14 protein-coding genes and 1 riboswitch are annotated in these 13083 nt (G+C 69.6%); of the genes, 6 read left to right on the top strand and 8 right to left on the bottom strand.

Features of this window, described 5'->3' with window-relative positions:
• Window positions 1–105 precede the first annotated feature (105 nt).
• Genes AU195_RS12100 through napA form a run of 6 tightly spaced genes read right to left on the bottom strand, consistent with a single transcriptional unit; the run spans window position 106 to window position 3809 of the window.
• On the bottom strand, window positions 106–732 hold the full coding sequence (locus AU195_RS12100) for an LON peptidase substrate-binding domain-containing protein (protein WP_059159304.1): 627 nt from the start codon (window positions 730–732) through the stop codon (window positions 106–108).
• Window positions 733–736: 4 nt separating this feature from the next.
• A complete protein-coding gene (locus AU195_RS12095) occupies window positions 737–1144 on the bottom strand; it encodes a hypothetical protein (protein WP_286149224.1) in 408 nt (135 codons plus the stop codon).
• Between the two features lie 9 nt (window positions 1145–1153).
• Window positions 1154–2284 (bottom strand): glutamate--cysteine ligase, encoded by a 1131-nt coding sequence (locus tag AU195_RS12090; RefSeq protein WP_059159314.1) that lies wholly within the window; start codon window positions 2282–2284, stop codon window positions 1154–1156.
• Entirely contained in the window at window positions 2262–2948 is a 687-nt protein-coding gene (gene sodC / locus AU195_RS12085) for a superoxide dismutase[Cu-Zn] (protein WP_082703042.1), read from the bottom strand. Before sodC ends, AU195_RS12090 begins: the two co-directional genes overlap by 23 nt.
• Window positions 2949–2997: 49 nt before the next feature.
• Complete coding sequence (locus tag AU195_RS12080) at window positions 2998–3450, bottom strand: LytR C-terminal domain-containing protein (protein WP_059159302.1); 453 nt, start codon at window positions 3448–3450, stop codon at window positions 2998–3000.
• Between the two features lie 50 nt (window positions 3451–3500).
• Window positions 3501–3809, bottom strand: coding sequence for a nucleoid-associated protein NapA (gene napA, locus AU195_RS12075; RefSeq protein WP_011557996.1), 309 nt, complete (start codon window positions 3807–3809; stop codon window positions 3501–3503).
• A gap of 123 nt (window positions 3810–3932) precedes the next feature.
• Here napA and AU195_RS12070 point away from each other — a divergent pair, with 123 nt between their 5' ends.
• The 3 genes from AU195_RS12070 to AU195_RS12060 are packed head-to-tail and all read left to right on the top strand — an operon-like array spanning window position 3933 to window position 6241.
• The gene (locus AU195_RS12070; protein ID WP_059159301.1) at window positions 3933–4526 is read left to right on the top strand and encodes a peptide deformylase; all 594 of its coding nucleotides are present in this window, start codon (window positions 3933–3935) and stop codon (window positions 4524–4526) included.
• A gap of 5 nt (window positions 4527–4531) precedes the next feature.
• Complete coding sequence (locus AU195_RS12065) at window positions 4532–5434, top strand: N-acetylglutamate synthase, CG3035 family (RefSeq protein WP_059159300.1); 903 nt, start codon at window positions 4532–4534, stop codon at window positions 5432–5434.
• A 3-nt stretch (window positions 5435–5437) separates the two neighbouring features.
• A complete protein-coding gene (locus AU195_RS12060; protein ID WP_059159299.1) occupies window positions 5438–6241 on the top strand; it encodes an exodeoxyribonuclease III in 804 nt (267 codons plus the stop codon).
• 9 nt (window positions 6242–6250) lie between these two features.
• On the opposite strand, the gene AU195_RS12055 is transcribed toward AU195_RS12060, so the two are convergent.
• The gene (locus AU195_RS12055; protein ID WP_059159298.1) at window positions 6251–9001 is read right to left on the bottom strand and encodes a helix-turn-helix transcriptional regulator; all 2751 of its coding nucleotides are present in this window, start codon (window positions 8999–9001) and stop codon (window positions 6251–6253) included.
• 44 nt (window positions 9002–9045) lie between these two features.
• Window positions 9046–10746: an MFS transporter gene (locus AU195_RS12050; RefSeq protein WP_059159297.1), complete on the bottom strand. Its 1701-nt coding sequence runs from the start codon at window positions 10744–10746 to the stop codon at window positions 9046–9048.
• A 137-nt stretch (window positions 10747–10883) separates the two neighbouring features.
• Window positions 10884–10993, top strand: a riboswitch (TPP riboswitch).
• Between AU195_RS12050 and thiD the strand changes: the two genes are divergently transcribed.
• From thiD to AU195_RS12035, 3 genes are all read left to right on the top strand, one after another.
• Window positions 10983–11831, top strand: a complete 849-nt coding sequence (gene thiD, locus AU195_RS12045; RefSeq protein WP_059159296.1) for a bifunctional hydroxymethylpyrimidine kinase/phosphomethylpyrimidine kinase — start codon at window positions 10983–10985, stop codon at window positions 11829–11831. It overlaps the preceding riboswitch by 11 nt.
• The gene (locus AU195_RS12040; protein ID WP_059159295.1) at window positions 11818–12441 is read left to right on the top strand and encodes an alpha/beta hydrolase family protein; all 624 of its coding nucleotides are present in this window, start codon (window positions 11818–11820) and stop codon (window positions 12439–12441) included. The genes thiD and AU195_RS12040 overlap by 14 nt, the downstream gene beginning before the upstream one ends.
• A 10-nt stretch (window positions 12442–12451) precedes the next feature.
• Window positions 12452–13072: a septum formation family protein gene (locus tag AU195_RS12035; RefSeq protein ID WP_059159294.1), complete on the top strand. Its 621-nt coding sequence runs from the start codon at window positions 12452–12454 to the stop codon at window positions 13070–13072.
• Window positions 13073–13083 lie beyond the last annotated feature (11 nt).

Genomic DNA, 13083 nt, shown 5'->3' with positions numbered 1-13083 from the left:
CGCACCCGCGCCCAAGACCGGGCCCGCCGCATCGAAGCCGAACGCAAACTCAACGACGACCTCGTCGCCGAACGCAATAAACCCCCGCCCTTCTGACGCCCGGGTTCACTCGGAGAGCTGGAACTCCACCATCGCCGTGACGGTATCGACGGCCTCACTCAACGCGGTCAGCCGGGCGGACACCGAGGGCGCCGACAGCACCGCATAGCGGTCGGCCTGCCCCATCGGCACGCGGGCCGCCAAACCGTACAAGCGCTTCGCGACGTCGGACTCCTCGGGCCCGAGCACGGCCGAGCGGCCGCCGAACTCCGAACCCTTTGCCGCGGCGACGCGTTCGTACAGCGCGACGATGCGGTCCTCGACGTCGAAAACCGCCGCGGAGTCGATCGAGCCGGGTTCGTCGTCCCACACCTCGATGTCGGCCCGCGGATACGGCGCATCGTCCAGCCACTGAGTCACCCGGATCCGTTCGCCCATAACGCATTTGAGCCGGAACTGCGCGACACCCAGATCGGCGTACTCGACGATGCGGGCCAGCGCCCCCACGTTGCTGCGGCGATCACCGCCACCGACCTCGCGCCCCGCCTCGATCAGCACCACACCGAACGCGGGATCGGTCATCGCGAGACAGTCCTGCACCAGCGCGACATACCGCGGCTCGAAGATCCGCAGGGGCAGTTCCTCACCGGGCAGCATCGCCACCTCGAGCGGGAACATCGGCGTCACGGTCATCGGCTCAGTTGAAGCCGCCCCCGACGACCGCGTCCTTGACGAGCACCGCCGGATCGGCGAACGTGCACATCGCGCTGGCCATCGTGATCCACAGTTCCGGGTTGAGCGCGACGAGCTCGTTCTGCTCGCCGATCGCCTCGATCACCTGACGCTGCGTCGCCGAATCCATCCCGACGTAGTCGCCGCAGGTGGTGTCCACCAGACCGGCCGGCGGCGCACCGGGCGGCCGCGGGGCACTCGACGTCGGATCGGGCACCCGAGCCCTGGTGGTCGGCGACGTGCTCGTCGTCGGGGTGCTCATCCCGGTCTGGTCGGGATCGGCCATCGGCGTCCCGGTCGTGACATTGCTACAGCCGGCGGCGGTGAGCGCGCCGACCACGCAAGCCGTCAGCACCCATCGCCGCGCCGTCATCTGACCAGCCTATAGCTCCAGTTCGGAGACCAGGGCGTCAACGACCGCACGTAAGTCACCGTCATGCTCCTCGGCCACCCGCCGCTGCCGCTGATAACTGGCGCCGTTGCGGTAGATCTGGGCCACCCCGGCGAGTTCGTCGGCGCAGCCCAGCGATCGCGCCACCGGTTCCAGGTGAGTCAGCAGATCGTCGAGATCCTCGGTGACCAGCCGCTCGTTGCTGTCCGCGTCGAGGATGATCTCCGCATCGAGCCCGTACCGCGCGGCCCGCCACTTGTTCTCCTGCACATGCCACGGCGGCATGACCGGCAACTGCTCCCCCGCATCCAGCCTGCGGTCGAGATCGACGACCAGGCAGTGCGTCAGCGCCACGAGCGAACCGAGTTCGGCGATGTTGGACACCCCGTCGAACACGCGGATCTCCACGGTCCCCAGGTGGGGGGAGGGCCGGATGTCCCACCTGATCTCGTTCATGTGGTCGATGATCCCGGTCTTCTTCTGGTCGTGGACGAACCGTTCGAACTCCGGCCACGACTGGAACTGGAAGGGCAGGCCGGCGGTCGGCAACTGCTGGAACATCATCGCCCGGTTACTGGCGTATCCGGTGTCCGCGCCGTCCCAGTACGGCGACGACGCCGATAAGGCCAGCAGGTGCGGGTACTGGTTGAGCAACGACGAGATGATCGGCATGACCTTGTGCGCCGACGAGATCCCGACGTGCACATGCACACCCCAGATCAGCATCTGCCTGCCCCACCACTGCGTGCGCTTGATCAACTCGGCGTAGCGTGGCGCGTCGGTCAACTGCTGCCTCGACCAGTCGGCGAACGGGTGTGTGCCTGCGCAGAACAACTCCATGCCGCGGTCGCGCACGATCCGCCGCACGGTCTGCAGGGTGTTGCGCAGATCCTCCATCGCCTCACCGGTGTTCTCGCAGATCCCGGTGACGACTTCGACGGTGTTGCGCAGCAACTCCTTGTGCACGTGCGGAGTCTCGCCGATCTCGGCGATGACGGTGGCCGCCTCGTTGCTCAGATCTCGGGTGTGGGCGTCGACGAGCGCGAACTCCCACTCCACGCCGACGGTGGGCCGGGGTGACCCGGCGAAGTCGATACGACTACTCGGCGGGACGGATAACACCGCACGCCACCCGCCCACCGGCGTCACCGGTGGCCATGGTCGCCTGATCCGGTCCCGGGGTTCCGTTGACCTGGTTGTAGCGCTCCGGCGGGATGTTGGCGAAGTTGTCGGACTTCTCGTGGATGATGATCGCGGTGCCCTCACCGGAGGTGAGGTCCTCGGCGGTGAACGCGTCGGTGGTGGTCATGACCTTCGCCGAACCGTCCTCGCGCACCTGCAGGGACGTGAGGTCGCCGCTGGCCGGGTGCCCGGTCTTGCCCTCGGTCTGGAAGTGTCCGCCCGCGGAGTTGAAGTTGCCCGGCGCGCCGCCGCTGGGCGCCACCGAGTTGGGCTCACACTTACCGACCTGGTGGACGTGCATGCCGTGGAAGCCCGGTTCCAGCTGCCCGGCGGCGACGGTCTGGACGGTCACGGTGGCGAAGCCGCCGCTGAAGTCGAACTCGGCCTTCGCGACCGTGGTGCCGTCGGGGCTGCGCAGGTCGGCGGTCAGCTTCTGGCCGCCTTCGGCCTGGCCTCCCGAACCGCCACCGCCACCTTCTTCTTCGCCCGGCGCCGCCGACGGCGACGGCGAACCGGTCCACACCGGCGGCGTGGTGCCCGGCTCACTGGACACCGGTTCGTTCGGACTGCACGCACTCAGCGCGAGCGCGGGAACGGCGAACATGGCGGCGACGGCGGCGGATTTGAGACCGGGCTTGAGCATGGTCAAGAGCCTAACCGGTGACCGCCACGATGACGCCTGGTGGTTGTTCTGTCAGCTCGGGGACCCGCGGTTCGACCGGCGCCTCGAGCAGTCGGCCCACCTCGTCGGCGGCCTCCTGCTCGCCCTCGCCGAAGTACACGGTCGTCCCGGTGACGCCCTCGAGCGTCAGGTTGCCCGTCTCGGTGACGTTCCAGCCCTCGTCACGCAACCGGGTCGCCACACCCTCGGCGGCGCCTGCCACATCGGAGATGTTGAAGACCCGCACCTCGGGACGGGCGCCGGCCTCAGGCGCGGGTTCGGGCGACGGGGTGGCGGTCGTCGTGGTGGCGACGGTCGCCTCGTCGGCCGACGAGTCATCGGATCCCAGCGCCTGCAATCCCACCAGAAGGAAGACGATGCCGAGGAAGAGCAGCACCATGACGATGGCGCGCAGAGGCAGTCCGGAGGATTCTCGCTGGTTCATCACGCCCCACTGTAGCTAGCGGGCGGTCGCGCCCCGCACGACGCGCGGTATCAGGTGACCTCGAAGCCCAGCCGGCGCGCGGCCCGCGCCTTCTGCCGGCTCGCCCGCAGCCGACGCAGACGTTTGACCAACATCGGATCCGCCGCCAGCGCCTCCGGCCGGTCGACGAGCGCGTTGAGCACCTGGTAGTAGCGGGTGGCCGACATCGAGAACAGTTCTTTGATGGCGTCTTCTTTGCTGCCCGCGTATTTCCACCACTGGCGCTCGAACGCCAAGATGTCGAATTCGCGCCTGGTCAGTCCTGCAGGCAGATCAGAGTCGTCGCCGGATTGCTCAGTCTGCGCCATGGCGCCGTCCATATTGCTCCTCGGACCCTCCGACATTCGAAATAACATCCATGTGGTTCGGCGCTCATTCAATCACGGCCGCAAGAGTTGAGGCGTCACCGATGCGGGCGAGTCGGCTCACTTAAGCTGCTCGTCGTGGCAGTCGTTCCGATCCGCATCGTGGGAGATCCCGTCCTGCGCACCGAGACCACCCCGATCCCCGTCGGCGAGGACGGTTCCCTTCCCGCCGATGTGGCCGATCTCATCCGCGACCTCTACCAGACGATGGACGCCGCCAACGGTGTCGGCTTGGCCGCCAACCAGATCGGCGTCTCCAAGCGGGTGTTCGTCTACGACTGCCCCGATTCGCGCGGTCGTGGGAGCCGGCGGCGCGGGGTCGTCGTCAACCCGGTGCTGGAGACCTCTGAAGTGCCCGAGACCATGCCCGATCCCGATGACGACGAAGAGGGCTGCCTGTCGGTACCCGGTGAGCAGTTCCCCACCGGCCGCGCCGACTGGGCCCGGGTGACGGGCCTGGACGCCGACGGCACCCCGGTCACCATCGAGGGCACCGGACTGTTCGCGCGGATGCTGCAGCACGAGACGGGACACCTCGACGGCTTCCTCTATCTCGACCGCCTGGTCGGCAGGCACGCCCGCGCGGCGAAGCGCACGGTCAAGCACAACGGCTGGGGGGTGCCCGGGCTGAGCTGGATGCCGGGCGAGGATCCCGACCCGTTCGGCCACTGACTCCCGTGCCCGAGCTGCCCCGCCCCGGCACCCGGGTGAGCCTGCGCTACCGGCTTCCCGCCGGTTCGGTCCCGCCGCTCAACGACGTCGTCGGTCACCTGCTCGACCGTGACCCGGTGGTCCGCGTCCGCACGAAAGCCGGTGACCACGTCGAGATCTCCCCGGCCGACGTGGTCACGGTGCGGGTGCTCACCGATGTCCCCGTCAAGGCGTCGCAGATCCGCGCCGTCGAGCACGCGGCCGCGCTGGCGTGGCCGGGCCTGCACCGGGAATGGGTGGACGGCTGGCTGCTGCGGGCCTCCGACGGATACACCCATCGCGGCAATTCCGCTGTGCCACTTGACATCAACGCCAACGCGGCGACCGTGCCCGCGATCAGGGACTGGTACGCCGAGCGCGGCCTCACCCCATGGCTGGCAGTGCCCGACCGGTTGGTACGGCTGCCGCGGGATCTCGCCGAGGCCGACATCCACCTGGAGAGCATCGTGATGGTGCGCACCCTCAGTGACGGGACGGCGCCGGCCATCCCGATCACCTCACGGCCCGATGCCGCCTGGCTGGCCGTCTACGAACGCGATGTGCCCGCCGAGGTGTTGACGGCGGTGGTGGACGGGCAGGTCGCGTTCGGCCGCATCGACGACGCCGCGGTGGGCCGCGCGGCCGTCACCCCCGCGCACGACGGCACCCGCTGGGTGGGGCTCTCCGCCGTGCGCGTCGCCGAGGACCGGCGCCGCCGGGGCCACGCCCGCACCCTGTGCGCGGAGCTGCTGCAGTGGGGCGCCCAAAACGGGGCGAGCCACGCCTACGTGCAGGTGCTCTCCGACAACGACGGCGCCCTCGCGCTCTACGAGTCGATGGGTTTCACGGCGCAGCACCGGGAGCGCTACGTCGACGCTTCTAAGCTGTAGCGCATGCGTCTGGCCACCTGGAACGTCAACTCGATCCGCGCCCGGGTGGACCGGGTCACCGACTGGCTGGAGCGCGCCGACGTGGACGTGCTCGCGATGCAGGAGACGAAGTGCAACGACGAACAGTTCCCCACCATGCCGTTCGCCGCGCTCGGCTACGACGTCGTGCACTGCGGGTTCAACCAGTGGAACGGTGTCGCGATCGCATCGCGGGTGGGCATCGACGATGTTCAGGTCGGATTCGACGGCCAACCCACCTGGGGTGACAAGCCCGACATCGAGGCCGCGGCCGAGGCCAGGGCGCTCGGGGCGACGTGCGGGGGCGTACGGGTGTGGAGCCTGTATGTGCCCAACGGCCGGTTCGTCGGCTCACCGCACTACGCCTACAAGCTGGAATGGCTTGCCGCGCTGCGTGATACCGCCCACGGGTGGTTGACCGAGGACCCGGCCCTGCCGATCGCGATGGTCGGCGACTGGAACATCGCCCCCACCGACGACGACGTGTGGAGCGTCGAGGCCTATCAGGACAGCACGCACGTCACACCGCCAGAGCGCGAGGCCTTCACCGCGATCGTCGACGCCGGGTACGCCGACGTGGTGCGGCCGTTCACGCCCGGACCCGGCGTCTACACCTATTGGGACTACACCCGGCTGGCGTTCCAGAAGCGGCGCGGTATGCGCATCGACTTCATCCTCGGATCGCCGGCCTTCGCCGACCGGGTCACCCACGCCGAGATCGTGCGTGAGGAGCGCAAGGGCAAGGGCGCCAGCGATCACGCCCCGGTGCTGGTGGACATCGGCGAGTGAATCCCGTTGTCAGGAGCCCGCGCTGAGCACCCGGGCGAGCTCGCTGCGCGATCGGATGCCGAGTCTGCGGTAGACACGCGACAGGTTTGCCTCGACGGTCTTCTCGCTCACGAACAGTGCCGCGGCGATCTCGCGGTTCGTCATACCCTGCGCGGCCAGATCGGCGAAGCGGCGCTCGGATTCGGCCAGGCCCGCCGCGGTCTGCCGTCCGGTGAGCCCGGCCAACTCGGCGCGGGCCTGCCGGGCCCACAGCTCCGCGCCGATCCGCTCGAACGCCGCGAGAGCGGTCGAGACGGTGGCTGTGGCGCTGTCGTACTGGCGCCGCCGGTGCTGCAACCGGCCCACCACGAGCTGGGTGCGGGCCAGTTCGAGCGGCATCGACAACCGCTCGTGTTCGGTCAACGCGCGCTCACCCGCCGTGATGGCGCCGGTGAGGTCGCCGCGTGCCGCGAGCAGCAGCGCCCGGCACCGCGCGCCGACAGCCAGCATCCACGGCCGGTCGAGGCGAGTTCCGTTGCCCTCCAGGGCCTCGACGAGGCGTTCGGCCTCGTCGAGCCGACCGATGCCGATGAGCGCCTCCGCGGCGTCGGGCAGGAACGGCGCCGTGATCAGTTCGGTGGACGCAGGCATCGCCGACCACCCCTGGACCGCCGGGCTGAGCACCTCCACCGCCGCTCGGTGGTCACCGAGGGACACCTCGAGGAGTCCGAGACCGGCCACCACCCACACCCCGAGCCGGCTCGACTGGCAGCGCTCGCCCACGGTGAACGCCTGCTCGGCGAACCGGCGGGTCTGCTCCTCGCGGCCGAGGTGGGCGCTGACCATGACACGGATGATCAGCGCGATGAACAGCGGCAGATCACCGTGTGACTGCAGGGCCCGCTCGACGCTGTCCTCGGCCACCCGCTCGGCCGCGCGCAGATCGGCCCGCCAGAGGTTGACCTGCCCGAGATGGAAGTCGAGGAAGGACCGTTCGCTCTCGTCGCCGCGCTCGATGCTGTGCTGAGCGATTGCGGTGAACTGCTCGGCGGCCTCATCGAGGCGGTCGGTCCACAGCATCAGCAGTGCGTACAGCGTTCTGGGCCGCGCCGCCAGCGGCATGTCCTCGGGTTCGTCGAAGTCGAACACCCCCGCCAGTTCCGCCTCGTGGAGGCCGTCGCCGATCAGGAACCGCAACAGCGCGCGCATGGGCCGGGCCTGACTCAGCAGATCGGCCCGCTGCAGTGTCGAGGCCTGGGCCACCGCTTCCTCAGCGCGCTGCACGGCCCGGTCCGCGTGTCCCGCGTTGAACTCCACGAACGCCAGCATCACGAGCATCTGCACCCGCCGGTCGGGGCTGACCCCCGGTTCGCCGATGGCCCGCTCGAGCAGTTTCCCGGCTTCGGCCGAGCTGTTGTCCCAGAGCCGCACCAGCCCGAGCAGGTGCAGCGCGCGGGCCCGCAGGTCACCCGGGTGCATCCCGGAGATGCTGTGCTCCAACAACTCCCGCGCAGGCGCGGTGTCACCCGCCTCGAAGTGGCATGCCGCGGCGCGCAGGGCCCGTTCGGGGGTGTCACCGCCGCGGGCGCGGGCCATGTCGAGCAATTCTGCGGCCGCCGCGGGAGCACCGCGCCGGTGTGCCGATTCGGCCGCCTCGTCGAGCGCCTTGACCGTCTCCTCGTCGGCGCCCTCGCCCGCCAGTGCCCGGTGGCGGGCCCGGGACTCCGGATTCTCCACGATGTCGGCCAGCCGGCCGTGCATCCACCGTCGTTCGTCCGTCGATGCTTCGGCATACACTCCGCGAGCCAGCAGTGGATGACCGAAAGTCACCTTGTATCCGTTGATCTCGACGATCCCGTGCCGTTCGGCCTCTTCCAGGGCGGCGACGGTCCACTCGACGTTCTCATCGACGGCGCGCGCCACCAGGTCCACGGTGGGCGACGCGATGCACGCGGTGGCCAACAGCACCTCCCGGGTGTGATCGGGCAGTCCGGCGATCCGCGTCCGCACCAACTCGGCGAGAGTGGGGGGCAGCGGCGGCCCGGTGTCGGCGGCGTCCCGGTTCAGCGCCCGCGCCAATTCGAGTGCGTAGAAGGGGTTTCCGGCCGAGACCTCGTACACCCAGTCCATCTTGGGGCGGGTCAGCGACTGGCCGAGCTGGTGGCTGATCATGGCGTGCAGCCCCCCGACCGTCATGGGGTGGACCTGGGCCCGGTGCAGACGCTCCGGACGCGACGGTTCCAGCATCAGGTCGGTGCCTTCGCCGTCGCCCGCGCGCACCGTGACGAGGAAGCCGATGGCGCCTGCGCACCGGCGGGCCACCGACGCGAGGACGACGGCGGTCGGCGGGTCGAGCCACTGCATGTCGTCGACCGCGACCAGGACGGGACCGTCCTGGGCCAGCCGTTCTATCACCGACCTGACGGCGGCGGCCACGGCGCGCTGATCGGTGCCGGGTCCGGTGTCCGCGGCGTGCGACAGGACCCGGTCGATCGCGAGGCGTTGCGGTGCGGGCAGGTGGTCGAGCACGGCGGCGTCCACGTCGGTGAGCAGTTCGGCCAGCGAGGAGTACGCCGCCGCCGACTCACTGGACACCGGGTGCGCAGAGAGCACCCGGAAGCCGCGGGCGCGGGCGCGTTCGATGCCGGCCCGCCACACGGTGCTCTTACCGATCCCGACGTCGCCCTCGAGCACCAGCACCGAGGTACCCGTCGGCACTGCGGCGAGCAGGCTGTCGACGGCGCTCAACTCCGCATCGCGGCTGATGAGCTGCAGGGGCACTCACGTATCTTCGCAGCAGATCGCGGGTGCTGCGCAGCGGATCGTCATGGTTGCTCGGCGTAGCGCCCCGCGTTGAACAGCGACGCGACCGCACCGATGAGCATCATCACCGCGGCGGCGCCGAACACCACCACCAGACCGGTGTGGAAGGGCTCGATGATCAGGTGCGGGAAGAACGTCTGCCCGGTCAGCACCTCGGCGTTGACCCCGGGCTGCTGCAGCGCGTGCGACGGTTCCAGCAGTTCGCCGATCGGGTTGTAGCCCAGGAACGCCGCGAACAGGCTGCCGACGGGCGGCGTGCCGGCCACTTCGTCGGCGACCGCCGCCGAGACGCCCTGCGCCTGCAGTCCGGCGCTCATGGCCCCGGGCAGCGTGTTGGCCAGACCGACGATCATGAGCGAGAAGAAGATGCCGATCGACAAGGATCCGCCGGCGTTGAAGAACGTGGCCCGCACACCGGAGGCGGCGCCCCGTGCGGTCGGCGGCACGCTGGACATGATCGACGCCGAGTTCGGGGAGGTGAACACCCCGCCGCCGACGCCGTTGAGGAAGATCAGCGTCGCGAAGATCCAGTAGTCGAAGTCGACGGGGATCATCACCAGCGCGACGAAGGTGGCACACATGAGCACCATGCCGCCGACGGTGAACGGCCTTGCGCCGTAACGGTCGGACAGCCACCCCGACACCGGTCCGGCGACGAGGAACCCGAAGGTCAACGGCAGCATGTAGATCGCCGCCCACAGCGGGGTGGCCTCGAAGTCGTAGCCCCGCAGCGGCAGCCAGATGCCCTGCAGCCAGATGATCAGCATGAACTGCAGCCCGCCGCGACCGACCGACGACATCAGCCCCGCGAGGTTGCCCATCCCGAACGCGGTGATGCGGAACAGCCGGATATCGACCAGCGGCTGGGCGACCCGCAACTCGATGACACAGAACGCCACCAGCGCCAGCACCCCGAACGCGATGGCGCCGAGCACCCAGGGGTTACCCCACCCGGTGGGTGCGCCGCCGTAGGGCTGGATGCTGTAGGTGATGCCGGTGAGCAGCACGGTCAACCCGACGCCGAGCGTCGATGCGCCCGCCCAGTCGAGGCGGCCGGGGCTGCGCTCCCCGACTTCACGCAGCGATCGCATCGCCCACACCGTGCCCAGGACGCCGATCGGCACGCCCACCCAGAAGATGGCCTGCCAGTGCCACTCGGACAGCGCGCCGCCGATCACCAGGCCGAGGAACGAGCCGGCGACGGCGGCAACCATGTTGACCCCCAACGCCATACCACGCTGGTGGGCGGGGAACGCGTCGGTGAGGATGGCCGCCGAGGAGGCGATCAGCATCGCACCGCCGACGCCCTGGACCACCCGCCACCCGATCAGCCACCATGCGCCGGCGTCGAGGTCGAACGGTTGGAACGACAGCGCGACCGCGCACAGCGTGAAGATGACGAAGCCGAGGTTGTAGATGCGGACCCGGCCGAACATGTCGCCCAGCCGTCCGAACAGCACCACGAGCACCGCGGTGACCACCATGTATCCCATCAGCAGCCACAGCAGGTAGGTGACGTTGGCGGGCTGCAGGGGGTTCAGACCGATGCCGCGGAAGATCGCGGGCAGCGAGATCAGCACGATCGAGGAGTTCACCGTCGCCAGGAGCATCCCCAGCGTGGTGTTGGAGAGCACCACCCACTTGTAGAGGGGGTGGTCACGATCGGTGGTGACCCGGCGCCGGCCGGTGAGCTCGGTTGTCATCTGCAGTCTTCGTTCGTTTCGTATCCAACGTTGCGTGGCGACGGCCCGGCGCCGCAGAACACATATGTTAGCTATACAAATAATCGTCGGCAATTCGTGTGTCTGATCCGGCGTCTGCGTTAGGTTGAGCAACGCACCACCGACCACGCGGGAGCGCGCACCGAGCGTGCTGAGAGGGCAACTGGGGTTGTCGACCGTACGAACCTGACCGGGTAATGCCGGCGTAGGGAGTTCTCATGACCGACACGAAGTACCTCCCCCTGCCGCGGCCCGGCCAGACCCCGGCACGGGTGCTGACCATCGCGGGCACCGACTCCGGCGGCGGCGCCGGAATCCAGGCCGACTCACGGACCTTCGCCATGCTGGGTGTGCACGGGTGCGTCGCGGTGGTCGCCGTCACCATCCAGAACTCGCTGGGCGTCAGGGGTTTTCACGAGATCCCGGTCGACGTCATCACCGGGCAGATCGAGGCGGTGGTCGAGGACATCGGCGTCCAGGCCGCCAAGACCGGGATGCTGGCCTCCTCCGAGATCATCACCGCCGTCGCCGACACCTGGCGCCGTCTGCAGCCGGCGCCGCTGGTCGTCGACCCGGTGTGCGCGTCGATGCACGGCGATCCGCTGCTGTACCCGTCGGCGCTCGACGCGCTGCGGACCGAACTGTTCCCGATCGCCACTCTGGTCACCCCCAACCTCGACGAGGTGCGACTGATCACCGGCATCGACGTGGTCGACCCCGCGTCGCAGCGTGACGCCGCACGCGCCCTGCACGCACTCGGTCCCCGGTGGGCGCTGGTCAAAGGGGGTCACCTGCGCTCCTCGGCGCACAGTCCCGACCTGCTCTTCGACGGGTCCGAGTTCCACGAATTCGACGCCGAGCGCATCGACACCGGCCACGACCACGGCGCAGGCGACAGCCTGGCGGCCGCCACGGTGTCGGCGTTGGCACACGGGTACTCCGTCCCCGACGCGGTCGCGTTCGCCAAGGCGTGGGTGACCGAATGCCTGCGCGCCGCATACCCGTTGGGCCACGGCCACGGTCCGGTCTCCGCGTTGTTCAGGCTGGGCGCCGATGAATCTCGATGAGATCGCCGGCATCGCCCACCGACCGGAGGACACGCCGCGCGGGGTGGTGCTGCTGACCCACGGCGCCGGCGGCAACCGGGACTCACCGCTGTTGGTCCGATACTGCGACGAGTGGGCCGGACGCGGCTGGCTGGCCGTGCGCTACAACCTGCCCTACCGGCGGCGCCGGCCCAAGGGCCCGCCGTCGGGGTCGGCCGCCGCCGACCGGGCGGGGGTGGCCGACGCGGTCGGTGCGGTCCGCGAACTGTCCGATGGCCCCGTGATCGCCGGCGGCCACTCCTACGGCGGCCGGATGACGTCGATGGCGGTCGCCGACGACGGGGTGGCCGTCGATCTGCTGATGCTGTCCTCCTACCCGCTGCATCCCCCCGGTAAGCCGGAGCGGGCCCGCACCGAACACCTGCCCCGCATCGGCGTGCCGACGGTGTTCGTCCACGGCACCGCCGATCCGTTCGGGGGCATCGACGAACTCGCCGTGGCGGCGGCACTCGTCGGCGGCCCGACCGAACTCGTCGAGGTCACCGGTGCGCGCCACGACCTGGGGTCCAAGGCGCTCGACGTGCCACGACTGGCGGTCGACGCGGCGCTGCGACTGCTGGCCAACGGCTAGGGTCGAACACATGACCATGCCGCCGGGCCCGCCCGGCCAGCCCCCGTACGGTCAGCAACCCCACGGTGAGCCGCCCTACGGTCCGCCCGCCTACGGTCAACCCGCCTATGGTCAGCCGTACTTCCCTGCTCCCCCGCCGCAGCCCTACGCCGGGATTCCGCCGGCCGGACCGCCGCCACCGCCCACGAAGAACAAGCTCTGGCTGATCCTGGGCCTGGTGGCCCTGACGGTCGTCGTGATCGCGATCGCGGTGGTGCTCTTCGTCGTCCTGGTGCTCCGTGAGGGCACGGTGACAGCAACGCAGGTCAAGCTGGGCGACTGCCTGTCCGAGATCCCCGACGGCAGCCAGGTCCGGACCCTCGAGACCGTCGACTGCGCCGAACCCCACGTCGGTGAGGTGTTCGCGGTGCTGCAGATGCCCGACGGCGACTTCCCCGGCCAGGACGCGATGGTCGAGTACGCGAACCGGTGCGCCCCCGAGTTGGCGAGTTATTCACCGGCGGCGGTCACCGACGACACCGTGCGGTTGTTCGTGCTCTTCCCCACCGACGAGACCTGGTCCGACGGCGATCGCGCGGTGACCTGCGTCGCAACCCTGGACCCGCCGCGCGCGGGATCACTCAAGCGCTGACGCCGCGCAGG

Origin of the sequence: Mycobacterium sp. IS-1496 (assembly GCF_001499995.1) — a bacterium.
Classification (GTDB): Bacteria; Actinomycetota; Actinomycetes; order Mycobacteriales; family Mycobacteriaceae; genus Mycobacterium.
The sequence above is the reverse complement of the archived record's forward strand: the minus strand, read 5'-3'. Positions and strand labels throughout refer to the sequence as shown.

What these genes read in the sequence shown, in the direction of transcription:
- AU195_RS12100 (WP_059159304.1), bottom strand. Translation starts at nt 732, where the DNA reads ATGACCGTGACGCCGATGTTCCCGCTCGAGGTGGCGATGCTGCCCGGT.
- AU195_RS12095 (WP_286149224.1), bottom strand. Translation starts at nt 1,144, where the DNA reads ATGACGGCGCGGCGATGGGTGCTGACGGCTTGCGTGGTCGGCGCGCTC.
- sodC (WP_082703042.1), bottom strand. Translation starts at nt 2,948, where the DNA reads ATGTTCGCCGTTCCCGCGCTCGCGCTGAGTGCGTGCAGTCCGAACGAA.
- AU195_RS12080 (WP_059159302.1), bottom strand. Translation starts at nt 3,450, where the DNA reads ATGAACCAGCGAGAATCCTCCGGACTGCCTCTGCGCGCCATCGTCATG.
- napA (WP_011557996.1), bottom strand. Translation starts at nt 3,809, where the DNA reads ATGGACGGCGCCATGGCGCAGACTGAGCAATCCGGCGACGACTCTGAT.
- AU195_RS12060 (WP_059159299.1), top strand. Translation starts at nt 5,438, where the DNA reads ATGCGTCTGGCCACCTGGAACGTCAACTCGATCCGCGCCCGGGTGGAC.
- AU195_RS12050 (WP_059159297.1), bottom strand. Translation starts at nt 10,746, where the DNA reads ATGACAACCGAGCTCACCGGCCGGCGCCGGGTCACCACCGATCGTGAC.
- thiD (WP_059159296.1), top strand. Translation starts at nt 10,983, where the DNA reads ATGACCGACACGAAGTACCTCCCCCTGCCGCGGCCCGGCCAGACCCCG.
- AU195_RS12040 (WP_059159295.1), top strand. Translation starts at nt 11,818, where the DNA reads ATGAATCTCGATGAGATCGCCGGCATCGCCCACCGACCGGAGGACACG.
- AU195_RS12035 (WP_059159294.1), top strand. Translation starts at nt 12,452, where the DNA reads ATGACCATGCCGCCGGGCCCGCCCGGCCAGCCCCCGTACGGTCAGCAA.